22 protein-coding genes and 1 tRNA gene are annotated in these 25,011 nt (G+C 44.8%); 1 reads left to right on the top strand and 22 read right to left on the bottom strand.

The window, feature by feature from the left end; genetic code table 11:
- Positions 1-106: 106 nt before the first annotated feature.
- The 19 genes from QVP40_RS03615 to QVP40_RS03525 form a co-directional block, all read right to left on the bottom strand.
- Entirely contained in the window at positions 107-1,420 is a 1,314-nt protein-coding gene (locus QVP40_RS03615) for a fibronectin type III domain-containing protein (protein WP_022067133.1), read from the bottom strand.
- Between the two features lie 186 nt (positions 1,421-1,606).
- Positions 1,607-2,476, bottom strand: a complete 870-nt coding sequence (locus QVP40_RS03610) for a DegV family protein (RefSeq protein ID WP_022067132.1) — start codon at positions 2,474-2,476, stop codon at positions 1,607-1,609.
- Positions 2,477-2,715: 239 nt separating this feature from the next.
- The gene (locus QVP40_RS03605) at positions 2,716-3,897 is read right to left on the bottom strand and encodes a S41 family peptidase (protein ID WP_022067131.1); all 1,182 of its coding nucleotides are present in this window, start codon (positions 3,895-3,897) and stop codon (positions 2,716-2,718) included.
- A 160-nt stretch (positions 3,898-4,057) separates the two neighbouring features.
- Entirely contained in the window at positions 4,058-4,963 is a 906-nt protein-coding gene (ftsX, locus tag QVP40_RS03600) for a permease-like cell division protein FtsX (protein WP_022067130.1), read from the bottom strand.
- Positions 4,953-5,636, bottom strand: a complete 684-nt coding sequence (gene ftsE / locus QVP40_RS03595; protein WP_022067129.1) for a cell division ATP-binding protein FtsE — start codon at positions 5,634-5,636, stop codon at positions 4,953-4,955. The genes ftsX and ftsE overlap by 11 nt, the downstream gene beginning before the upstream one ends.
- Before the next feature lie 495 nt (positions 5,637-6,131).
- Positions 6,132-7,220, bottom strand: a complete 1,089-nt coding sequence (locus tag QVP40_RS03590; RefSeq protein WP_022067128.1) for a PucR family transcriptional regulator — start codon at positions 7,218-7,220, stop codon at positions 6,132-6,134.
- A 152-nt stretch (positions 7,221-7,372) separates the two neighbouring features.
- Entirely contained in the window at positions 7,373-8,236 is an 864-nt protein-coding gene (locus QVP40_RS03585; protein WP_022067127.1) for a YitT family protein, read from the bottom strand.
- 103 nt (positions 8,237-8,339) lie between these two features.
- On the bottom strand, positions 8,340-8,708 hold the full coding sequence (locus QVP40_RS03580) for a PqqD family protein (RefSeq protein WP_022067126.1): 369 nt from the start codon (positions 8,706-8,708) through the stop codon (positions 8,340-8,342).
- A complete protein-coding gene (locus tag QVP40_RS03575) occupies positions 8,708-10,597 on the bottom strand; it encodes an OPT family oligopeptide transporter (protein ID WP_022067125.1) in 1,890 nt (629 codons plus the stop codon). The genes QVP40_RS03580 and QVP40_RS03575 overlap by 1 nt, the downstream gene beginning before the upstream one ends.
- A 236-nt stretch (positions 10,598-10,833) precedes the next feature.
- A complete protein-coding gene (locus QVP40_RS03570; RefSeq protein ID WP_022067124.1) occupies positions 10,834-12,531 on the bottom strand; it encodes a peptide ABC transporter substrate-binding protein in 1,698 nt (565 codons plus the stop codon).
- 117 nt (positions 12,532-12,648) lie between these two features.
- A complete protein-coding gene (locus QVP40_RS03565; RefSeq protein ID WP_022067123.1) occupies positions 12,649-13,626 on the bottom strand; it encodes an ABC transporter ATP-binding protein in 978 nt (325 codons plus the stop codon).
- Positions 13,619-14,626, bottom strand: a complete 1,008-nt coding sequence (locus tag QVP40_RS03560; protein WP_022067122.1) for an ABC transporter ATP-binding protein — start codon at positions 14,624-14,626, stop codon at positions 13,619-13,621. The genes QVP40_RS03565 and QVP40_RS03560 overlap by 8 nt, the downstream gene beginning before the upstream one ends.
- A gap of 1 nt (position 14,627) precedes the next feature.
- Positions 14,628-15,683 carry an ABC transporter permease gene (locus tag QVP40_RS03555; RefSeq protein WP_171026587.1) on the bottom strand — a complete coding sequence of 352 codons (1,056 nt, stop codon included), beginning with the start codon at positions 15,681-15,683 and terminating at the stop codon, positions 14,628-14,630.
- A gap of 42 nt (positions 15,684-15,725) precedes the next feature.
- Positions 15,726-16,637 carry an ABC transporter permease gene (locus QVP40_RS03550; RefSeq protein WP_022067120.1) on the bottom strand — a complete coding sequence of 304 codons (912 nt, stop codon included), beginning with the start codon at positions 16,635-16,637 and terminating at the stop codon, positions 15,726-15,728.
- A 364-nt stretch (positions 16,638-17,001) separates the two neighbouring features.
- Positions 17,002-18,798, bottom strand: a complete 1,797-nt coding sequence (locus tag QVP40_RS03545; protein ID WP_442852280.1) for a cobaltochelatase CobT-related protein — start codon at positions 18,796-18,798, stop codon at positions 17,002-17,004.
- Positions 18,785-19,702, bottom strand: coding sequence for an AAA family ATPase (locus QVP40_RS03540; protein WP_022067118.1), 918 nt, complete (start codon positions 19,700-19,702; stop codon positions 18,785-18,787). Before QVP40_RS03540 ends, QVP40_RS03545 begins: the two co-directional genes overlap by 14 nt.
- Before the next feature lies 1 nt (position 19,703).
- Entirely contained in the window at positions 19,704-21,818 is a 2,115-nt protein-coding gene (locus QVP40_RS03535; RefSeq protein ID WP_022067117.1) for a glutamine synthetase III family protein, read from the bottom strand.
- A 34-nt stretch (positions 21,819-21,852) separates the two neighbouring features.
- Entirely contained in the window at positions 21,853-22,755 is a 903-nt protein-coding gene (locus QVP40_RS03530; RefSeq protein ID WP_147598027.1) for a diacylglycerol/lipid kinase family protein, read from the bottom strand.
- Positions 22,756-22,915: 160 nt separating this feature from the next.
- Positions 22,916-23,383, bottom strand: a complete 468-nt coding sequence (locus QVP40_RS03525) for a nucleoside deaminase (RefSeq protein WP_022067115.1) — start codon at positions 23,381-23,383, stop codon at positions 22,916-22,918.
- A 346-nt stretch (positions 23,384-23,729) separates the two neighbouring features.
- Here QVP40_RS03525 and QVP40_RS03520 point away from each other — a divergent pair.
- Positions 23,730-23,802 (top strand) — tRNA-Gly (locus tag QVP40_RS03520).
- Between the two features lie 38 nt (positions 23,803-23,840).
- On the opposite strand, the gene QVP40_RS03515 is transcribed toward QVP40_RS03520, so the two are convergent.
- The 3 genes from QVP40_RS03515 to QVP40_RS03505 form a co-directional block, all read right to left on the bottom strand.
- Positions 23,841-24,002, bottom strand: coding sequence for a hypothetical protein (locus tag QVP40_RS03515; RefSeq protein ID WP_022067114.1), 162 nt, complete (start codon positions 24,000-24,002; stop codon positions 23,841-23,843).
- Positions 24,002-24,217, bottom strand: a complete 216-nt coding sequence (locus tag QVP40_RS03510; protein ID WP_022067113.1) for a DUF378 domain-containing protein — start codon at positions 24,215-24,217, stop codon at positions 24,002-24,004. The genes QVP40_RS03515 and QVP40_RS03510 overlap by 1 nt, the downstream gene beginning before the upstream one ends.
- An 85-nt stretch (positions 24,218-24,302) precedes the next feature.
- Positions 24,303-25,011: DUF5067 domain-containing protein (locus QVP40_RS03505; RefSeq protein ID WP_288200309.1), on the bottom strand; the 709-nt coding region annotated here is incomplete at its 5' end.

Here is a 25,011-nt window from a genome sequence, read left to right as displayed (position 1 = left end):
CGAAACGGAGGATTCTGTTGTTAAAAGCGAAATTCCTGACAGAAAAATACAATAAAACAGAGCAATGAGGAAGCAGTTTTCCCACCATTGCTCTGCCGTAAATATTTTATTTCATGTATTTATTCAGCCAGGTATACACCTTATTCTGACGTCTTCTGTAAGCGCCAACCTGATTTCCTGTATCAGTTCTTAACGCTGCAAGAATATTGTCCAGATTTACCGGTCTTTTGGTTTTTGCAAGAACACGGGTTACTGCTCCATATCCTCCCTGATGCCGGATATTAATAAACATTCCTACTGATTTCGGTTCTGTAATCCCCAGGCTTCTTACTTCTTTTTCCATCTCTTCGATTTGAGTATACATTAACTGATCCTGACATTTAATTCCTGCCGATGAACTGATAATTTTTCCGATTCTTCCTAAATATGCTTTGTCGGAATATGTATTCCAGTTTTTATTTACTACATCTTTCCACAGTTTACCATCTTTATCATATTTGTTCCATGTTGCAGGACTTGAACTGTGAATCAGTTTCAGCAGACGCTGTGCTTCTGTTGCATACCATTGACCTGCCCCGATTGTAATTGCATGTTCTGCTCCGCTGTTCGTATATGGAAGAGTTACATCTGAATAATCCTGATTTCCATAAACATTTCCACCGGTCTCCACACCATAGAGGATTTTTTTCATAACTTCTTTCTGTGCAGAGTTATATACAGGATACTCTTTTCCCGGTGTCACTACCAGGTTACTTTCTATTACTTTGTTATTGATTTTGTAGGATGCAAGGTATTTCACATTGCCTCCGCCCAGTTTATATGGACGAACTGTATAAACATATTTCGTATCCGGCAGCACCGTTTTGTCTACATAAGAAGATTGATCTTTTGATAAAGTTATCATTGTCTTCCATTTTTCTCCGGATGCCTTTCGATATACAATATACCCGTCCGCTCTGGGCACATGGTTCCAGGATACGGTGATCTGCCTGCTGGAATTTGCCTGCGCCTGGATTTTAGGCATTTCCGGACGTGTAGCTCCTAAAACAGCATTATACTGGCTATAGACTTCTTTTCCATTTTCTTTACGGTAGGCACGAACCGCATACTGGTACTGCGTTGCAGATACAAGGTTCTGGTCCAGATAGCTGGAAACATTTTTCCCTACAGTTGCTATTCTTTTGTAAGACTGACCATTTTCTTTTCTGTAAACAGCATAACCGCTGGCAAGCCGCGACATATCCCACTGGATTCTGATAGAATATCTTCCGGCTTCCTGTATTTTAGTCGTAACTCTGCTTTTGGCAATTGTTGCCTGTAGCGTTTCCGCACTTACCGGAACTTCTGTGCAAAAAACAGTTGTAGCCAGCATGACTGCTGCCAGAAGTAATGCCGCGAATCTTTTTCCTGTTGTTTTCATTCAATTCTTCCTTTCTCAAACTGAATTCAAATAGTTTTTATGAAAGTGACCGCTCATTCTGCCGTCACCCCTTCTTTTCTATTTTACGGAAGGATTGAAAAAAAAGCAAGCGTTTTTTACAAAATATTATGATTTTGTTACATTTTTATTACTTCGTAATATTTCACCGGAAAGCTGAGACTCTTTTTATCTCTCATCTCCCACAAAGAACAAAGCCATTGTGCCCGGGCCGGAGTGAGCTCCGATCACTGCTCCTACATAATTAATGATCTCTGTCTTTACCTGATATTTTTCTTTTATTTTGCCAGACAGATACTGAGCCTCCTCCAGACAGTCTCCGTGACTGATAAATACTGTGTCACAGGAAGAAGCGCAGGAGCCGATTTTTTTATCCATCAGATCAGCCAGTTCCAGAAGAGATTTTTTGCGGCCCCGTACCTTTCCTATGGGGATGAGTTTCCCCTCTTCGTCCACGTGAAGAATCGGCTTAATGTTCAGCATACCGCCCAGAACCGCTGTCGTCTTTGACACACGGCCGCCTCTGTACAGATGGTTCAGATCGTCTACTGTAAAAAGATGAACGATATTTTGCTTATGCTGCTCCGCCCATTCTGCCACGGCATCCAGATCCTGCCCCTCTTCCTTTTTCTTCTGTGCCAGATACACCAGAAGTCCCTGTCCCAGAGAAGCGCTGAGAGAATCTACAATAACGATCTTTCGCTCCGGATACTCTTCCATAAGCTCTTCTGCTGCAATCCGGCAGCTGTTGCAGGTTCCGCTCAGCCCGGAAGAAAAAGCAATATGCAAAATATCCTTTTCCTCTTTCAGATATGGTTCAAACAGTTCTTTTGCCTCTTCCGGGTTCACCTGCGCAGTGGTGGGCATGGAGCCAGCCCGCATTTTTTCGTAAAATTCAGGTTCATCCATAAAGTTCTCATGAGTATAATGAACTCCATCTATTGTATAACTGAGATACATACAGCCTACTCCGTGTTCTCTGTAATAGCTCTCCGGCAGGTCTGCATTATTGTCTGTTGTGATCACATACTTTCTCATATTTTCCCCTCCATTTTTTTAATCATAACACCAGGCTGTCTCTGTATACTCCGAAGTTTCCGGTGCTGCTTTCTGTTTTATCATACCATTACAGTTCGATATGTGCAACAAAAATGGAAAAGAACTGACAATACTTCCATATCATAGCAGACAAGTCCGCTTCAGACTCCCTCAATCCTCTGTCTCCGTTTACAGCAATATGGTCAAAGCACCTTCCGTAATAGCCTTTTGGGTAAATATCAGTTATCTGTTTCCAGTACCTTCAGAGCTTCCTGAAGCTGATTATCCTCCTGGTGAGTGATTTCCTCCTGATTGAGAAGCTCTGGATCCAGCTTTACCTCCACGTCCGGTTTTATTCCCACCTCATTGATGGAATTTCCCTTCGGAGTGTAATAATCAGAGACTGTAAGCTTTACCGCGCTTCCGTCACTAAGGGGGCGAAGCTCCTGAACCACGCCTTTTCCATAGGTAACAGTACCCACAATGGTGCCGATTCCATAATCCTGTACCGCTCCGGCAAAAATCTCCGAGGCGCTGGCGCTGTTTTCATTTACCAGTACTGCAAAAGGCATATCCAACGGTGTTTTTCCTTCTGATCTTTCCTCGCTGCGGTTTCCGTATTTATCTTCCGTATATACAATCAGACCTTCCGGAAGAATACTGTTTAATATTGCACATACAGAAGTCAGAAGACCTCCCGGATTTCCTCTGAGATCTACCACCAGCTTCTCCATTCCCTGATCTTTCAGATCAGAAAACGCTTTTTCATACTGATCCGGAGTAACGTCTGTAAACTGAGATATTCTGATATATCCTGTCTGATTCTCCAGCATCTCACTGAATACAGAGGGGAGTTCCACATCTGTGATCTCCACAGTCACCTCCATGGCATTCTCTACATTCTGTCTGTGAACGGTCAGCACCACTTTTTCCTTCCCGCTTCCCCGTATCATATCCACAACCTCCGAGACATCCTTTTCCGTAATGTCTGTACCGTCAATACCGCTGATAATATCTCCGGCCTTCAGACCGGCTTTGTCTCCCGGACCTTCTTCGTAGCATTCCACAATCCGGACGCCCCCCTCTTCATTTTTCTGCATCGCAATACCAATTCCCACATAGGCGCCCATAGTGGACGAATTTTCCTGCTGATATTCCTCTGCTGTATAATATCTGGAATACACATCTCCCAGTCCATATACAAGGCCTGTATAAAGCCCCTCTGCAAGTTTTTCCTGATCGACTTCACCTAAATATTCTTCCTCGATCAGATGCTCCAGATACTTCAGCTTTCCCACATGCTCCGATTCAGAAAGAACTCCGTCATACTGAGACCGGTATCCCAGGTATCCGCCTGCTCCCACTGCCAGAGAAAGTGCAACTCCTGTGGCAATTCCTTTTATATATTCCTTATTTTTCATTGATATCTCCGCCCCCCTGTAAAAATAAACGGCACAATGCTCTCTTTCTTCTGAAAGACAAAGCCTTATGCCGCTTGTTCATTTCTCTTTATTTTCAAAACTCATTTCCGGATGCTGTCCGGACTTTTTATGTATACTGAATATTCCTGAATGCGTTTCCTTATACACGAAGATGTTTTCTCGTTGTCAGGAAGCTTCCGATCAGACCGATTCCGATTCCCAGTGCAAGGCCAATAGGAAGAAGCGTCATATAAATGTCTGTTACCGGAATAAACGCAACCACACCTGTCAGAACATTGAATTTTGTCAGTACATATTCGACTGCCGTGTTATATAAGAAATACAGCGCAACCAGAGGAATCGCCGCTCCCACGATTCCAAGTACCATACCTTCCATTACAAACGGCGCCCGGACAAATCCATCTGTAGCTCCGATATATTTCATAATTCCGATTTCTTCCTTGCGGACAGAGATACCAACGGAAACCGTATTGCTGATCAGGAAAACAGAAATCAGCAGAAGCACTGCGATAATCGCCATAGAAGCGTAAGATACCAGACGGTTAAAGCTTCCCAGAGTCTTTGCCGCTTCCTCTGACTGATTTACCTCACGTACATGATCCAGTCCCTGGATAAAGGCAGACAGCTCATTCTGTTTTTCAATCTGATTCATATAAACAGCATAGTTGGCAGAGTTTACAAGCGGGTTGTCGTCCCGGAATCCCTCTGCTGCCTCAGATCCCTGGAAATACTGATCTTTAAACTCGTTCCAGGCATCGTCTGCAGAAGTAAATACAATTTCCTGCACTTCCGGTCGCTGCCTGATCTGCTCTCCGATCGCATCAATCTGTTCCTGAGTTGTTCCCTCATCAAAAAATACCGTGATCGGCACTTCCTGCTCTACTTTATGAGCAATGTGATCCACATTATTTACAATAGAATAAAAAATACCTACAAGAAAGATGCATGCTGCCATTGTCAGAATTGACGCAATGGAAAACATCCAGTTTCTTTTTATATTTTTAACACCCTGCTTCAGGGTAAACCATATGGTACTAGGCCTCATGATATCCTCCTTCTTTCTCATCGCTGACAATGACGCCCTCATGCATGGTAACAACACGTTTTTTCATGGAGTTTACAATTTCTTTGTTATGTGTTACCACCAGCACTGTTGTTCCGCGCTCGTTGATCTCTGCCAGAAGGTTCATGATCTCCTCAGCAGTCTGGGGATCAAGGTTTCCGGTAGGCTCATCTGCAAGGAGAATGTCCGGACGGTTTACAAGAGCTCTGGCAAGAGCCACTCTCTGCTGTTCTCCGCCGGAAAGCTCATCAGGATAGGATTTGTACTTTCCTGCAAGTCCAACCTCCATAAGCACCTCAGGAACACGTTTACGGATCACCTTTCCCGGTCTTCCGATAACGCGCTGGGCAAAAGCGACATTTTCATATACATTTCTGTCTTTCAGCAGACGGAAATCCTGGAATACAACACCAAGCTTTCTGCGGTACTTGGCAACTCTGCTGTGTTTCATTGTTTCCAGACGCTCACCGCTGACGATCAACTGACCGCTTGTGCTGTCAAGCTCTTTCATCAAAAGCTTGATCAGTGTGGACTTGCCGGAGCCACTGCTTCCTACTACAAACACGAACTCTCCTTTATCCACATGTAAGTTCGCATGGTTGACAGCCGGAAGGCCCTTTCCGTATGACTTACTTACATCAATCAGATCTATCATATGTTCCTCCTTTTAGAACAAACCACTGCTTTCTCTTCACAGAAAAATACTGCCATGGGATTCCGGCAGTATCAGTTTGCATCCCGCAAATAAGCATTTTAATGTTTTTGTAACAATGTTGTAACATACTTCCAGCTGAATTTCAAGTGTTTTTTTTGAAATCCAAAAGATTTTCATAAAAATTTTACATTCATAGCAGCTATGAAAATTTTGAATATATTGTGAATGATAGAAACACCAGACGTTTCTTCAGGGGATTATTGTACAGGAAAGAATAAATGAATTCAAGGTTTTCTTTCTATTTTATCTCTGTTTTCCTCCTGCCATAGATTCCATTGTACAGAATCCCGTATCTGCCCATTTATGATTCCTAATTAAAAAGAGGGAGAATTCCGAAGAATCCTCCCCAACTGTTGACATAAAACCAAATAGCAGCTGTTCACATTCTACTATTCTGCAGCGAAATGAACAGTAACACCAAACACATCTGCAGCATCAGTATTCCAGTGTCTCCATATATTTCATATATCTTACAACCATCAGCGCAATTTTAAATGTGATGGCATCCTCAAACACTCTCAGATCAAGTCCTGTGCTTTTCTGAAGCTTATCAAGACGGTATACCAGAGTATTTCTGTGAATATAAAGCTGTCTTGATGTCTCTGACACGTTCAGGCTGTTCTCAAAGAATTTGTCAATTGTGACAAGTGTCTCTTCATCAAAATCATCCGGAGATTTGTTTTCAAAGATCTCTTTGATGAACATTTTACACAGCGGTATCGGAAGCTGATAGATCAGTCTGCCGATTCCCAGAGAGCTGTATGCGATCACGTCCCGGTCGCCGAAAAAGATCTTTCCCACATCGAGAGCCATTCTTGCCTCTTTATAAGATCTGGAAACCTCTTTCAGCTCGCAGACAATTGTTCCGTACGCGATATGAGTACCGTTTTCCAGGCCGAAGCCCAGGGTGTCAAGAATCGCCCGGGCCAGCTTATCCATATCGCTGTAGCCTTCTCCGTCTTCAAGCTGTTTCACAATGATAATGCTTCTCTCATCCACTGCCGTAATAAAATCTTTTGTCTTTCCGCCGAAAAAGCTCTTTACCGCTTCCATTGCGTTGTGGTCTTTTTCCTGCTGAAGTTCCATGATCATAACAACGCGGCGTACATCCGCATCAATATGAAGTTTCTTGGCACGGTTGTAGATATCCACCAGTAAAAGATTATCAAGGAGAAGATTTTTGATAAAGCTGTCTTTATCAAACCGCTCTTTATAGGCAACGATCAGATTCTGCACCTGGAACGCTGCCAGCTTTCCAACCATATAAGTATCCTCATCATCGCCATGTGCAACCAGAATATATTCCAGCTGATAATCATCGCACACCTTGAAATACTGGAATCCTTTTACAAGCTGACTGTCAGCCTGAGATTCTACAAATGCCTGCACATCTCCCGGCTGAACTGAAAAATCCGAAAATGTAGATGCCAGAACCTTTCCTTCTGTGTCTATAATACAAAACTCGATTCTGGATATTTCTTTTAACCCTTCCAGAGTATTCTGAAGTACCTGATTTGATATCATCTGCAAACATCCCTTCTCATGCATTCTGCATGTCTCTTCTTTTTCCCATAAAGAAACCTGTACATAAAGATATTTTAATACAATATCACCAAAATTAAAAGAGGAAATCGTAAATTTGTTACAAATTTTCAGGTGTTTTTTGTGTATTTTTCCTATCTTTCTATAAAGCCTTCTCCGTGAACCTCTCTTGCATCGCCAACGATCACAAATGCTTTGGGATCAATCTCATCAATTTTTTCTTTCAGCTGAACCAGTTCTTTCTTTCCAACCACACAGTAAAGCATCAGTTTTTCCTGTCCGGAATACATTCCCTTTGCAGAGATTCCCGTTACTCCCCGGTCAAGATCGTGCATGATCATTCTTGCAATAGCTTCCGGCTTATCTGTGATAATATGCACAGCTTTTGAGAATTTCAGGCCCTCGATCAGTCCGTCCGATACCTTTGTCACAAGATAAACTGCAATGATCGCATAAAGTCCCTTGCGGATTCCGAATACATACATGCCCACAAGAACAATGGAACCGTCTATAAACTGCATGATCTGTGCAATGGTATAATGTCTCATATATTTCTGGATAATGGCGGCAAGCATGTCCGTTCCCCCGGTTGTTCCTCCGCCCAGAAATACAAGACCGATTCCCACTCCCAGAATAATTCCTCCGTAAACGGAAGAAAGAAGAAGGTCATCAGAAAGCTTCCACTCCGGAAGAACAGCCAGCCACATGGTAAGAGTCATATCTCCCACCAGCGCTTTTTTTACAAAGGAAAATCCTTTCAGTTTTGTTGCCAGAATAAAAAGAGGAATATTCAGACTCAGGTTTGTCAACCACAGAGGGACTCCGTTTTCCACAATTCCTCTGGTCCACTCCTTTACCAGAATGGCTGCTCCGGAAAAGCCTCCTGTGACCAGTCCGCACGCATCAAAGCATGCCTTGATCGCAGTTGCCATCAGTCCTGTACCCAGAAAAATAACCAGATACTCAAGCCATACAGATCTTTTTCCTGCCAGTTTCATATAAAAGCCTCCTCCTGTAGTGATATAACTCTAACGCGATAAAGCGTCCCTTATCCTAAAAGAACGGGAGACGGCCCATGCCGCTTCCCGCTCTTAGTCTGCCCTATTTCTGAGGCATATTTACAAATTTAATAAAATGATAGCTTTCAACAATCTGGAAATACTTGATAATTCTGGGATACAGAGGTTCGGCTGCCTCCCCGAATTCATCTTTTACCAGAAGCGCAATGTCTGTCACTGTACGTTTTCCGTCGATCAGGGGCCAGATAAAGCTTCCCTGAGCATCCAGATGGACTTTTGTAAAGCGCGGTTTGTTAAACACTGTCTGCGCGATCTTGTTCATGATCCCTGTGTTTTCCACTTCAAGGATCACTCTGTCCTTCAGATCTGTATGCCATTTCAGCGACTGATTTTTTTCCGGAATAAGATCCAGATAGTTGATCTGCATACCCTTATCTTTCTTTTTTCTCATCAGGCTTTTCTTTTATTCCATAAGGAGAATTTCAGAAGACCAAGGATCATCAGCGCCATGATCACAACGCCGCCAATATTTCCCAGGTTGATAAATGCAGGAATACTGATTCCGGCAACCGCAAGAATAGCCAGGAAAATACCTACAAGACCCTCTCCGGCGATCATACCAGCACAGTACAGAGTACCGTTGGTAACCTGAGATTCTTTTGTCTTGCTGTCAACTTTTTTGCGTCCATCCAGGAACATACGAACAACGCCACCGATCATGATGGTTGTGTTCAGATAAATCGGAAGGTAAAGACCAATTGCAAAAGGCATTACCGGAATTCTTAAGATTTCCAGGCCCAGAGCAAGGAATACACCTACAAATACAAGTGTCCATGGAAGCTCTCCGCCCATGATACCCTCAACGATCATCTTCATAAGGCCGGCCTGCGGAGCAGGAACCTCTGCGGTACCATATCCCCATGCAGCGTCAAGAAGATAAAGAACGCCGCCGATTGCAAGACCGGAAACAACAACACCGAGAAGCTCACCGATCTGCTGTGTCTTCGGTGTTGCGCCGAGAAGATATCCTGTTTTAAGGTCCTGAGAAGTATCACCTGCAATAGCAGCAATGATACAGATAACAGATCCGATAGCGATTGCGCCCTTCATTCCGTCGATACCAGTCTCGCCTGTTGCCTTGATGGCAAAGGTAGCAAGAAGCAGTGTGGCGATTGCCATACCGGATACCGGGTTGTTGGAGGAACCGATCATACCAACCATACGGGAGGAAACGGTTGCAAAGAAGAAACCGAATACTACGATCATCAGCGCACCCAGGAAGTTTACCGGGATTGCAGGAACAAACCAGATAATAAATACCATGGCAACGATTCCTGCAAGGATAATACCCATTGGAAGATCTTTGTCTGTTCTTAAAGTACCGCCGTTCTGGGATCCTTTCATACTCTTCATGGAATCACGGAAAGTAGAAATGATCAGAGGCAGGGACTTAATAAGAGAAATAATACCGCCGGTTGCGATAGCGCCTGCACCGATGTATTTTACATAGTTTGACCAGATTGCTGAAGCGCCGCCCTCTGCAAAAAGCTGAGAAACAGTTACGCCTGCTTCTGCCGGATACAGAGAAATATCAGGTCCGAACAGACAGATCAGCGGAATGATCACCAGCCATCCTACGATGGAACCTACAAACATGAAGGAAGCAATTCTCGGACCAACGATATAGCCAACACCAAGAAGAGCCGGATATACTTCCATACCGATTTCACCCTTAAAGGATTTAAAAGCAACTGCAACGTCTGCCGGGATTACCTTCAGACCGTCTACGATAAATTTGAATGCAGCGGCAATTCCCATACCGGAGAATACAGTAGCTGCATTGGAGCCGCCTTCTTCACCTGCAAGAAGTACGTCTGCACACGCAGTTCCTTCCGGATAAAGAAGAGTTGCATGCTCTTTTACGATCAGAGCATTACGAAGGGGTACCATAAAAAGTACGCCGAGTACACCGCCGCAAAGTGCGATCAGTGTGATTTCTACAAGGCCCGGTTTTTCAGTAAGGCCTTCTTCTGCCCACAGGAACAGGGCAGGCATTGTGAAGATCGCTCCTGCTGCAAGAGACTCACCTGCAGAACCGATGGTCTGAACCAGGTTGCTCTCCAGAATGGAGTTTTTCTTCATAATCACGCGTATAACACCCATGGAAATAACTGCTGCCGGAATGGAAGCAGATACTGTCATACCAACGCGAAGACCAAGATAAGCATTGGCTGCGCCGAATACAACTGCGAGGATCATACCCATGATTACGGATGTCACCGTCATTTCCGGTGTGATTTTTTCAGCCGGAACATACGGTTTGAACTCTTTGTTGTTCATTGATTTCCTCTCCCTTTATTTTTATTGCGAACCTTTCTTCATTATACTAATTTACGACAGTATATGCAAGTTGTTTTTATACGATAAATATACAGTTTTGTTCTATAAATATACATTTCAGTACCATTTTACAGATGAATCTGCAAAGAAAAACGCTGCTCTGCAGATAAGTTCTTTACCTGCTTTGCAGCGTCTTTCTTTTTCTTATTTCAGAGAAAAGTCTTTTTCAGATATGCTTATCTACCGAACTGCATATCGTTGTTGCCGGACTCTGTCTCCCACATCTCAAGCATGTTGATCGGGTCGTTGTAGTCTGCCAGCCAGCCTTCACGGCAGAAGTCAAATTTACCCTGTTTTCTCTCGTCAAGGAATACAGACCACTCACGGGTCTCAACAGTTACATTGATACCCACTGCAGCCAGATCCTGCTGGATGGACTCACCGATCTTAACATTACCTTCTGCATCATTTGTCAGATATGTCATGTTGATCGGAGTATCAGCGGAAAGCATTCCGTTCTCATCAAATTTGTAACCGGCACCTTCAAGAAGCTTTCTTGCCTCTTCCAGGTTCTCCTCATATGCGTTCGGATCAAAGTATCCTACAACATCTTCCATCGGATATGTGTAAGCATCGTCATTTGTACGGAATTCTCCGCCGTTGCCGTCTGCCATACCGGTTGGGATAAAGGTGTTTGCAACTTCCTGATCAGCCTGAGGGATTGTGTCAACAATGTACTGACGGTCAATAAGAAGGTTGATTGCCTTTCTCATATCTGCAGCCTGCTGTACAGTTTTACCTTTGAACAGGTCACTGTTTACGTTAAAGCCTGCATAGTAGGTTCCCAGTGTAGGAATGTTGTGGTACTCTTCTTTTTCTTTTGCTGTTGCCATCATGTCTGTTGCGATTGTGTCGATAAACTGCAGGGAACCATCCTCAAATGCGTTCCAGATTGCTGTATCGTCTGCACTTAACATGAACTGAACTTTTTCAAGAGAAACTTCGTCTGCTCTGAAGTAGTTCGGGTTTTTCTCATAAGTCATGGACTCATTGTGTTTCCACTCTGTACATGTCATCGGACCGGAAGTAACAAATCCAGACTCAACGCACCATGCGCCCGGGTTTTCCTCAGCGCCTTCAGCTGCTTCCACACACTGCTGCGGAACCGGATAGAATGCCGGGAATGCGCACAGGTCAAGGAAGTATGCACACGGAGCTTTCAGTTTTACAGTAAATGTGTTGCCTGATCCTGCAATGTCAAGTGTATCGTCATCTTTTCTTGCAATGATATCAGCAAGGTAGGAATAGTCAGCACCTGTCTCAGGAGTAACAAGACGGTTCCAGCTGTATACAACATCCTCTGCGTTCAGCTCTTCGCCGTCAGACCATTTCAGTCCCTCTCTCAGAGTAAAGGTATAGGTAAGACCGTCCTCACTCATCTCATAGCTTTCTGCAAGCTCAGGAACAAGCTCTCCCTCTGCATCATAAGCATACAGTCCGGAGAAAGCAAGGATTGCAAGGCATGCGCCGTCTACTGAGGAGTTAAGAGCCGGGTCAAGCTTGTTTGGCTCAGATGCGATCTGAAGGCTTAAAGTATTGTCCGGAGTTTTTGCAAATCCGAAATATTTGAAGCCGAACAGGTTGGAGTAGATATTCTCTACATCTGTTTTCTGCATGTACACATCATTGTAATAATACAGCGGAATGATCGCCCATGTGTTCATCAGCTCGTCCTCTGCCTCATGCATCAGAGCTTCACGTTTAACCAGGTCTGTCTCTGTTCTGATCTCTGCGATCCGAGCGTCATAGTTCTCCCATGCCGGTGCCGCTTCGCTGGATGGTCCGTGCTCTTCAGAAGCATAAACAGTTGCCCCCCCTACGGTGGTCACTGCCATAGCTGCTGCAAGAGCAAGTGCTACGTGTTTCTTCTTCATAAAAAATTCCTCCTGTCTGGATTTTTATTTACAGCTTTCACTGCAGTTTATACAAACACCACACAAATCCTGCACGGTAATTGTATTCATATAAATTGTATGTCCTGATACCTGCTTTTATTTGTTAAAGCAGGCCACCATATGACCGTTTCCTCTGTCAGTCAGTGTCGGGCACTCCTTGGCACACCGTTCTGTTGCATATTTGCAGCGGGTACGGAATGCACATCCGGTAGGCATATGCAGAGGACTTGGCACATCTCCCTCAAGAATGATACGCTGACGTTCCTTTGCCATTTTCGGATCCGGATATGGAACCGCACTTAACAGAGACTGTGTATATGGGTGGATGGGAGATTCATTCAGATCATCTGCATCTGCGATCTCAACAATACGTCCCAGGTACATAACTGCGATACGGTCAGAAATATGATGAACAACCAGAAGATCGTGGGCAATAAAAAGATAAGCCACGCCCAGCTTCTCCTGAAGCTCTTCAAACATATTGATCACCTGCGCCTGGATGGAAACATCAAGAGCGCTGACCGCCTCATCGCATACAATAAATCTCGGTTTTGTTGCAAGGGCTCTGGCAATACCGATACGCTGACGCTGGCCGCCGCTGAACTCATGAGCATAACGGGTTGCATGCTCCGCATTTAAGCCAACCAGTTCCATCAGCTCCAGGATACGGTCGCGGCGCTCGCCTTTGCCGGAATACAGCTTATGTACGTCCAGAGGCTCTCCGATAATATCCTCTACAGTCATACGGGGATTCAGAGAAGAATAAGGATCCTGGAATACCATCTGCATCTCTTTACGCATATGGCCGATACTGTTTTTATCTACTCTTTCTCCGTCAAAAAACACATCGCCGGAGGTAGGTGTATATAATCTCAGAAGAGAACGTCCTACAGTTGTTTTTCCGCATCCGGACTCTCCTACCAGACCCAGTGTTTCACCTGGCTTAATGTTAAAGGATACACCGTCAACTGCTTTGAGAGGCGTATTTTTCATAAAGCCTGTTTTAACAGGAAAATACTGTTTCAGGTTGTTGACCTCAACCAGATATTCGCTTTTATTTGTCACATTACTCATTGTTCTTTCCCTCCTGCTGCGCCTCCATCTGCTCCTTCACACTCATCCAGCAGGAAGCAAAATGTCCGTCAGGCATCTGGATTTCCGGCGGAATCTCCTCGATACAGATTTTCATCGCGTTTTCGCATCTCGGACAGAATGCACAGCCCTTTGGCATGTTCAGAAGGTTGATGGGAGTTCCCGGAATCGGGATCAGCTTCTCTCCCATACGGTCCACGCTTGGAATAGATTTCAGAAGTCCTTTTGTGTACTCATGAGCCGGACGGTAGAAAATATCCTCCGCTGTTCCTCGCTCACAGACACGGCCGCCGTACATAACAATGATCTCATCACACATGTCCGCAATAACGCCAAGGTCATGTGTTACCATGATAATTGCCATGCCCAGTTTTTTCTGCAGGCTCTGCATCAGTTCCAGGATCTGTGCCTGAATGGTTACGTCAAGGGCAGTGGTAGGCTCATCTGCGATCAGGATATCCGGTTCGCATGCCAGTGCCATGGCGATCATAACACGCTGACGCATACCGCCGGAAAGCTCGTATGGGTACTGCTTTACACGTTTCTCCGGCTCGTTGACGCCAACCAGGGTCAGCATCTCAATGGCGCGGTCCATTGCCACCTTGCCTTTGCGGTCTGTATGAAGCTCGATTGCTTCTTTTAACTGATTTCCAATAGTAAATACAGGATTCAGACTTGTCATCGGGTCCTGGAAAATAATAGAACAGCATTTTCCACGGAACTCTCTCATCTGCTTCTCTGAAAACTGTGTAATATCCTGGCCTTTATAAAGAACCTGGCCCTTTTTGATGCTTCCGTTCTTTTCCAGGATCTGCATAATGGAATATGCGGTAACACTTTTTCCGGAACCGGACTCTCCTACGATTCCCAGGATTTTGCCTCTGTCCAGATTAAAGGAAACACCGTTTACCGCCATAACCTCTCCTCTGTCAGTATGAAAAGAGGTATTTAAGTCTACGACTGAAAGTATATTCTCACTCATCTTAATCCCTCCTCAGTTTCGGGTCAAAGGCATCACGAAGGCCGTCGCCCAGTAAGTTAAATGCAAGTGTGATCAGGCAGATCATGATAGCCGGGAAGATCAGCTTATAAGGATAAGCAGTCAGACCCGCACGTCCTGCATTTGCCAGAGATCCAAGAGAAGGCATTGGAGCCTGTACGCCAAGTCCGATAAAGCTCAGGAAACTCTCTGTAAAGATCGCTGACGGAATCTGAAGAGCGCCTGATACAATAATTACACTGATACAGTTTGGAAGAATATGCTTGCGGATGATTCTTCCTGATTTTGCACCGCTGATCTTGGCTGCCAGCACGTATTCGTTCTGTTTGATAGTAAGGATCTGTCCACGGACCATACGCGCCATACCTGTCCAGTACAGAAGACCGAATACAATAAACAAAGAGATCATGTTCGGTCCCAGCTTCTGAAGGAATGGAATCGCGTCTACATTCAGCGTCTCACGGAGCACCACGGAAAGCAGGATTACCATGAGCATGTCAGGAAGGGAATATATGATATCCACAATACGCATCATGATCAGATCGACCTTTCCTCCAAAGTATCCCGAAATACTTCCGTACAGAACGCCGATGATCAGGACAATGATGCTGGCAAAAAGACCGACTGCCAGAGATACTCTTGTTCCGTAAATAACACGGACAAAGTAATCACGTCCCATTTCGTCTGTTCCCATAATATGAGGGAATACCTTACCGCCTTCCTCTATGTACTTCTGTTCCAGCTCTGAATACTGGAACGGCGCCATATTGGAAGCTGTTTTATCTCTTCTGCCATTTACAGCAATGATCTGAGAGTAGGAATAGGGCACTACATGAGGTACGATAAAGATCATTCCAACGATCAGAATCAGAACTATCAGGCTGCCCATAGCCAGCGGATTTCTTCTCAGCTTGCGGAATCCGTCTTTCCAGAAGGAAGTGGACTCGCTCATAACATCCTGCTGTTTTTTCTCTTCATCAGTTGCTTTTTCAAATTTTTTCAAATCAATCTGGAAGCTCAATGGCGACTTCTTCGGCATCTCATCCAGATTTTTACTGGTGTTATCCACTTAGTTTCCTCCTTAATCCAGTTTAATTCTCGGGTCGATCATCTTATATACGATATCAGTGATCAGGTTCATCGTTACCATCAGTACTGCCAGGAAAATTGTAGTTCCCATGATCAGAGGATAATCTCTGTTTGTAATGGCCTCTACAAATTTTGCGCCCAGACCGCCAATGGTAAAGATTTTTTCCACAACAAGGCTTCCTGTAAGGATGGATGCTGTCATGGGGCCTACATAAGTAATAACCGGAATCAGAGAATTCCTGAGTGTGTGTTTAAAGATCGTCTTCAGCTGGGATACACCCTTGGCTCTTGCGGTACGCACATAATCCTGTCCCAGAACATCCAGCATACTGCTTTTGGTAAGACGTGTGATATACGCCATAGGATAGGCTGCCAGCGCAATAACCGGAAGCACATAGTTCTGGTTCTCAGGACTCCACACCGGAACCCACTTCAGGGTAACGCAGAATACCAGAAGCAGCAGCGATGCGAACACAAAGCTGGGCAGCGACGTAAACAGTGTGGAAAAGAAAATGATCAGTCGGTCAGGAAGATGATTTCTTGTAAGCGCCGCAAGACTTCCGAAGATCAGACCAAGCACCAGGGCAGTAAGTATCGCCATACCGCCAAGCTTTGCAGAAACCTTAAAGGATTCAAAAATTGTTGTCTTGATGTCTCGGCCTGTTTTTGCGGAAACGCCGAAATCTCCATGAGCCAGGTTCTTCATATAAAGAACAAACTGCTCGCCTACCGGTTTATCCAGATTAAATCTCTTCTCCAGTGCTTCTTTTACTTCCGGAGAAAGTGCTTTTTCACCGTCAAAAGGTCCGCCTGGAATGGCGTTCATGGCAAAGAATGTGATACCACAAACAATAAAAACGGTGACAATAGCGAGGAGAACTCGCTTTGTAACGTATTTTCCCACGTAAATACACTCCTTTTTATTTTTTCTGACAATAACGAAGGGATGCGCTTTTAATTTATATATTTCAGAATCCTTTCACAAAAGAGCAAGTCTATTTTCGTTTTTTATCACTTTAGTGTAAACATCTGTCCTCAGATAGCGGACACTCATGGTAAAAAAAATAGAGCTCCTTCAAGCTTCTCTCTATCCCTTTATTGCATTTACACATTATATCTGATTTCCCGGGATTATTCAACTGTTTTTTGATGTTATCTAATAAATTATGCAAAAAAATTACAGGATTTTCCTCCGTTCTATCTATTTCCACCAAATTCCACCAAAAAACAACAGCCGGATTCCTGTTATTATGCAGGATATCAGGCTGTTACTCTGTGTCAAGCTGCTTTTTCAGATACCTTCCGACGATTCTGGAAAAGTTGCGGATGTCCCGGATATAGGCAAAATCCTTGCCGAAGATCCTTTTTTCCGTGGCAAGATCCTTTTCTTCCCCGGCAAACACTCCCAGCACACTGACGTCAAGATTTCTCAGTCTGCGGACTTCTGTGGCCGTATCTGAAATGGCAGTGCTTCCGCGGTACGGCTGAGGATTTTTTGCATTGGGGCGATTAACGATCACATCATAGGGCCGTCCGTCGCTGAGTACAATGAGGATCTTCTTTTCTTCCTGCCGCTGGAGAAGGCTGTAACCGGCTGTTTTTATGGCAAGCCCGTCTCTGTTATTGGAAGATGTTACATAATTAAAAATATTCTCATTTTCTGTTCTGGGATCGTCATACTTTCGGAATCTGTGCAGGATCGTATAATCCCAGAAGGTACAGAAGCTCATAACTCTGTGGGGAATCTCCACATTGCTCAGAGCCTCGCTGATAATATAAGCCTGGATCGCCACCTCGCCCTGACGGCTCATCTGGGAACCGCTGGCATCGATCAGCACATCCACCACAAAATCCGCTGCGTCTGCCTTCAGCTCTCTCTGAAAGATTTTTGCATCACTGCTTCTCCCGATCCTCCACAGTCTGGAGGGAACGATCATTCCTCTGTCCGAAAGCACGGTCTGAGTTTCTCCTCTCAGGGTAAGAGATTTACGGAGAGTATCTGTCAGCTCTGCTATATTATGTTTTACAATTCTGTGTTTGTCATGATACAGCCAGATATTTTTATTTCTCAGACGAACCGCATATTCATACTGGTAATTTCTTTTTACCGGATTTTTCAGGATTCCTTCTGTAAAATAAAGGCTGCAGTCTCCATGGATCCCCCTGCACATCAGATGGTTGATCCGCTTTTCTTCTGTATCAGTCAGATAGGTTCTTCCGTAATTCAGTTCCACATACGTATGAGCCTTTTCCAGAGCCTCCGGAGGAAGAACCGTTATTTTATGCTTTTTCCTGCGCTCTTCTTCCATGTTCTCTGTAACGGACCGGTCTTCAAGTCCGGTCATGGTTTCTGTCAGCTGCTCCATATAGCTTTCCAGAGCTTCTTCATACAGCTCTTCCGTGAGATAATCCTCCCAGGGATACTCTGTCAGTTCCTTCACACTGACAGCCAGAACCTTTTCCAGACTTCCGTGAACCGCTTCAAAGGACGGATCCACCAGACGATTATAGAGCTTATCCACAATCCGGATCAGTTCCATGGTGCTCTCTGCACCGGCTGCGCCTGCCACTGCGTCTGTAAGCTCCTGAAGCTTTTTTTCCGCCCGGAAGGAGCTTCCGTCCAGTCTTCTTCTCAGCACTGCCGCTCTCAGCCTCCCAAGCACATTGCCCGGGGCGCACATCTGTTCAAATTCCTGTTCCAGAATATCCTCACAGGCCTTTCGCTGAATGGAGCGGATCCCGGGACGTTCCCGGCAGACTTTTTCTCCTACGGCTTCTTCAATACAAAGCTGGGCAAGCTGCGTCAGACACTGTTCATCCGCCTGAAGAAATACTTTTTTTACCAGGTACATTCCCATCATGTCCCTGTCGTAAAATCTGGCAAAAGCCCCCTGTTTGATGCCGTCATAAAGAGCAATGGCCTCTGATCTTAAAAACAGGGCCACATCCGGTTTCATTTCCAGTCCGTAATCTCCGCTGACAGTCCAGAGAAGATTTTTCAGCCTGTTTTCCAGTTCAAACCGGCTGTCATCCAGTTCCGTGGGAAGTTCCTTATTCATAGACATCCTCTTTTGCCCATTCGCGGGGAATACGGGTTCTCACTACATCCTCCACGATTTCTTTTTCAAAAACGTCAAAGGTCTTATTGATCACACCCATCTGCACAGCCTGCCAAGGGGAAAGTCCCGTGTCCACGATCTTCATGGCTGCCAGAAGTCCTCTGAGATCCAGAGGCTTTGTGGAAATCTCACTGTTCAGCGCTTTTTTCTGAAGGTCCAGAAATACACCGACAAACTGTTCTACGGCTGTCATTTTTGCATTTGGAAACATCTGATGAAAAATAAAATTCAGAGATTCCTCTGTCTGAGCCGGCATGTCAATTACCAGGAAACGGGAAACAAGGGCTTCGTTCAGTTCCTTTGTCCCAGCATATCCGTAGTTCATGGTTCCGATAAATCTGGCTGCCGGATGAAGTTCGATCCGGTCATAGCCCGGAACATCAATGGAACGGCGGTAATCAAGAGTCGCATGAAGTACGGATACCGCGTCATTTTTCGCCATATTGATCTCGTCCAGGATTCCGAAGCCGCCATATTCCGCACACTGATAAATACTTCCTTTGCGAAGCTTTACCTCATTGTCGATAAATGTATCTGTTCCGATCAGATCACCGCTGTTGGTATTTACATGAAAGGATACATTATAAGAAGGTCTGCCGAAAATATAGGCAAGATTTTCTGCCAGAATATTTTTTCCTGTTGCCTTCGGTCCTGTTAGAAGCAGATTTTCGCCCCGGAGAAGGCCTGCAACAGCCATCTCCAGGATCTCCTTTCCATAAAAGGGAATCGAGGGCTTCACGATTCTGTGAACAGCAGCCTCATCTGTAGTATATGTATTCCGAAACTCCTCTGCCTGACGGATCAGTTCCGGAGAAACCTGCTGCTCCTCCAGAAATCTCAGTTCTTCCATATTACACCTCAAAAATCAGATCACCGTAGGAAGGCATCGGCCACATTTCCTTGTCCACCAGCATTTCCAGTTCGTCTACTGGTCTGCGAAGCTCCTCCATGGCTGTCACTACTTTTTCTCTGCAGTATACAGCGCGTTCTCTTCCCTCCGGATACTCTCCGATATGAGATACCACCTCTGCCAGAGCCTCCATTGCCTGGTTTGTCTTTGCAAGACGTTCGGAGCATTTGGTGAGAAGTCCAAGCTGCACGCTGACGTCCACTGCCGCAGCTGCGCGGACTGCATTTACAGACTGAGCAAGCACTGTGGTATATTTGATCACTGCCGGAATGATCTGTTTGGTAACAATATCCAGCATGGTCTTAGCCTCAATGTTAATGGCTTTTGCATAAATCTCATACTGGATCTCCGCACGGGATTCCAGCTCTGCCTTTGTAAATACATGGAAAGTTTCAAAAAGCTCTACAGCTTTGTCTGTAGTAAGAGCCGGAATGGCATCAACCATGGACGGAAGAATCGGAAGTCCCCGGCGTTTTGCCTCTTCCTCCCATTCCGGAGCGTAGCCGTTTCCGTTAAATACGATCCTCTGATGCTCTGTTGCATATTCCTTGATCAGATCATGGACAGCCAGATCAAAATCAGGAGCCGCCTCCAGACGGTCGCAGGCCTCTTTAAATGCCTGAGCTGCAATGGTATTTAAAACCACATTACATTCAGAAATAGAATCTCTGGAACCAACCATACGGAACTCAAATTTATTTCCTGTAAAGGCAAACGGTGAGGTTCTGTTTCTGTCAGTGGCGTCTTTCATAAAATCAGGAAGAGTTTTTACACCGGTGTGAAGCTTGCTTCCTTTTTTGCTGTGGGTTGCCATTCCTGTGCTGATCAGCTGATCCAGCACATCCTCCAGCTGCTCTCCCAGAAATACAGAGATAACAGCAGGTGGCGCCTCGTTTCCTCCCAGGCGGTGATCATTTCCCACATCTGCCGCAGATTCACGAAGAAGATCCGCATGAATATCCACAGCCTTCAGAATACAGGTGAGAACAAGAAGGAACTGGATATTCTCATGAGGTGTTTTGCCTGGCTCCAGAAGATTGATCCCGTCGTCTGTAGTCAGAGACCAGTTATTATGCTTACCGGAACCATTGACGCCTGCAAAGGGCTTCTCATGAAGCAGGCAGCGCATACCATGACGGCTTGCCACTTTTTTAAGGATACGCATCATCATCTGATTGTGGTCAGCCGCAATATTGGCCGGGGCATAGATAGGAGCAAGCTCGTGCTGAGCCGGAGCCACTTCATTATGCTGGGTTTTTGCTGTGATTCCAAGCTTCCAGCACTCTTCATTGACTTCTTTCATATATGCGGAAACTCTCTGACGGATAGTTCCCAGATAATGATCGTCCATCTCCTGGCCCTTTGGCGGCATCGCGCCGAACAGCGTTCTGCCGGTGTAGGTCAGATCCTTTCTCTGAAGCCACTTTTCTTTATCTATAAGGAAATATTCCTGCTCTGCTCCTACAGACGGAGTTACTTTTTTGGATGTGGTATTTCCAAAAAGACGGATCAGTCTCAGAGCCTGTTTGTTTACTGCCTCCATGGAGCGGAGAAGAGGAGTTTTCTGATCCAGCGCCTCTCCGGTATAGGAGCAGAAAGCGGTTGGGATGCACAGGGTACCGCCGGCTGCATCATGGCGCACAAAAGCAGGTGAGGTGCAGTCCCATGCAGTATAGCCTCTTGCCTCAAAAGTAGCTCTCAGACCGCCGGAAGGAAAAGAAGATGCATCCGGCTCTCCTTTGATCAGCTCCTTTCCGGAAAAGCTTAAAAGAACCTTTCCGTTTTCCATAGGAGCAGTAATAAAAGCGTCATGCTTTTCTGCAGTTACGCCTGTCAGCGGCTGAAACCAGTGGCTGTAGTGAGTGGCTCCTTTTTCGATGGCCCACTCCTTCATTTCATGAGCAACTACATCCGCGATTTCCATAGATAGCTCTTTTCCTTCTTCTATGGTTTTTTTCAGCTCTTTATAGACTTTTTTCGGAAGTCTCTCCTGCATAACGGAATCATTGAACACATCGCATCCAAAGAGTTCTTTTACGTTAGTATAGTCTGACATTAGCTTTCTCCTTTATGTTTTCTGTTTTATTGGCTTAATTCTTTTTTGTGCTTTTTAAATACAGATTCAGTGCTTTATGCATATTTTCTATTTCTACGGACGTGTGATTTCCTCCGAATTCACCGTCCAGCGTCCACGGAACTGCTTCCTCTGCCTCTATGGTGATCTTTCCTGTTTTAAATGAATGAACAAGATCCGTATTGTCCTCAGCCATAACAAGAGCTGTCATGATCTCCTGAAGCTCCAGAGGGTTCTTGGGCTTTACGATCAGGGTCACTTCAAAAAGGCCGTCATTCATATCCACATTCTTGCCTGTAAGATTTTTAAAGCCTCCCACAGATCTGGAATTTGTGATCATTCCTACCATAAAATCATCTTCTACTTCAATTTCCTCTGATTTTACTTTCATATGATAGGATTTGATATCAAAAAGTCTTTTGACTCCTTCCAGAATATAAGCCACATGACCCAGAACGTTTTTCAGATCCTGATCCGTTTCATAGGATACGTCTGTAAAAAGTCCGAAGGCTGCCACATATGCAAAGGTCTGGCTGTTAAACCTTCCGATATCGCAGTGATACAGTTCTTCCTCCATGATCATGGAAGCGGCCTCTGTCATATTCTTCGGCATAAACAGGCTGTTGGCAAAATCATTGGTACTGCCGGCAGGGATATACCCGATGGGGACATCACTTTTTTTCTCCATGATCCCGGTCACAACCTCATCCAGCGTTCCGTCTCCTCCGCTGCATACGATCAGGTCCACCTCATCAGCGTACTCCCTGGCCTGCTCGTAGGCGTCCTTTGCCTTCTGAGTGGAACGGATGATCACCTCATAATCATTCTTATTAAAAATATCAATAATATCCAGCAGATGGGTTTTGATCTTTCCCTTGCCTGCCTTGGGGTTAAAAACAAAGAGCATTTTCTTTCCCACAGTCCCATTCCCCTTTCGATTATTGTACTTGCCTGTAAAATCAGGCATACTCGTTTATTATGATACAACAAAATGGAAAAAATGCCTAGAGGAAATTTTATGCGGACGCCCTGTGACGGCTTCCCCGCCATCGTCGGAAGCCATACCTGTCCTTTTGTTTTCAGCCTTTCTGATGGCCGGAAAAATAATCCCTCAGAACACGTATGCTTTCTTCCCGCATAACGCCGGCTGTCACTTCCGGTCTCCAGTGAGATCTTTCAAATACCAGTTCCGCACAGTCGTTCCCCTGCTCGCCCAGGATTTCGCAGAGATCTCTGTCGCTCGCCCCATATACCAGTCTTCCAAGCTTTACCCATACCATGGCTCCGCAGCACATAAAACAGGGCTCGCAGCTTGAGTACAGAGTGTAATCGCTTAAATCCGTAATCCCTGTTTCTTTACAAAAACGCCGGATCAGTCCTGCCTCCGCATGAAAAGTAGGATCTGTGGCTGTATAGATCTGATTTTCATTGGTGTATACAGCTTCTCCGTCCTTTACAAGAACTGCGCCAAAAGGTTCGTTGCCGTGTTCCACTGCAAGCGCTGCAAGCTCAATGGCCTTTTTCATAAATACTTCATCTGTTGTCATAATATCTCCCCTTCTCTGTTCTCATTCTAACCATCAGTATTTTACCATAGCAGGAAAAAAGTTACTATAAAAAAACTTTTTTAGCATCTCTAAAAGCCTTTGTATATCACATAAATTTCCGAAAAAAATAAAAATAAATTTTTTTAAAAAAAGTGTTGACATTTAGATATATGTGTTATATACTAACGAAGTCGGTTGAGGGAAACACAAAAAACTCTCACAAGACAAACACTTTTTTGATGAATTTTTTAAAAAATTTCAAAAAAACATTTGACAAATACAATTCTATCTGGTATAGTATGTTTTGTCAGCGAGGGAAACACCTCACAGAACAGCTTCAAAGCATGCGATAGTGGCGTAGTTGGTAACGCGCGACCTTGCCAAGGTCGAGACCGCGGGTTCGAGCCCCGTCTATCGCTCTTAAGAGTCAGGAATTGGTTCCTGACTCTTTTTTTCTTTATTCTTTTATCTGATAGGCCACAAGAGCAATATTCCAATATCCCTGTTTGTTCAGCTCTCTTTCGAAATCCCGGATTTTTTCCAGGCAGTTTTCCGGAAGCTCTGCAGGAACTGCAGTACAATGAGACATCGTGGTTTTGTTTTCAGTATCTGCTGCCATTACATTTCCTGCCTTTCCTGTCCGATCACTCCATATAAAGAAAGAAGATAAAGACCACAGAGACCTACAAGTCCATAAACGATTCTGGACAGCCAGCTCATGCTTCCGAAGATCAGAGCCACCAGATTCAGATTAAAGAAGCCGATCAGTCCCCAGTTGACTGCACCTATAATAGTAATGGTCAGAGCAAAATACTGCAAAAATTTATTATCCATAAGTCACCATCCTTTCATGCAGATAGTATTCCGAAAAAACAAAAAAATATTCGCAGCATTTTCGGCTGCGAATATCTTGAAAAAATTATTTGATTTTCAGTACCTGAGAGACAACGGTTCCTCCGCCGAAGCTGAATGCCTCACCTGCCTGAAGCGTTACGTCGGATTCGTCCTGAAGAGTAAAAGCCTGGCATACAGTAACTGCCTGTCCCGGCTGTACCTCAGTCATAAACTGATCAATGGCTTCGTCATCTGATTCCGGAATTGCAGGTTCCAGGAGATTGCCGTTCTGGTAAGCCTGGAGATTGACATCAACCATGGCGCTGGAAGCGGAAGAGCCGTTATTGCTGTAATCATAATATACAAGAAGACATGGAGCTCCGGCAAAATCAGTTGTCACCCGGTGCTGTTTATAGTGAATGGTAAATTTGTCATTGCTCATATCGATCTTGCCGTCTGCAGATGCCTGAGGCGCTTCCTGCTCAGGCTGTGTTTGGGAAGTTTCCATTTCTTCCAGAGACTGATTGATCTCGTCCTGTACATTCGTAAAGTTTGCGGACATTATGCGAACGGTTTCTGTATCCAGAGATACGATCTTCCACTGTCCTCCTGCTTTAATAAGAGGATAGGAAATTTCTGCTTCTGCAAACTTGTCTTTCACAGTTGCTGATTTTTCCTCCAGAAGAGCGGCAAGCTTCTGCTGGGTCTGTTCCTCTGTAAGCTCCTGACCGGAAAATGCAGTGGAGACAATCTGCTTTAAAAATTCGGAAATGGTTTCCTTGTAAATGTCAGAA

Origin of the sequence: Blautia sp. CAG:257, from assembly GCF_000433815.1 — a bacterium.
Classification (GTDB): domain Bacteria; phylum Bacillota; class Clostridia; order Lachnospirales; family Lachnospiraceae; genus Blautia_A; species Blautia_A caecimuris.
This window is presented reverse-complemented; position numbering and strand designations above follow the sequence as displayed.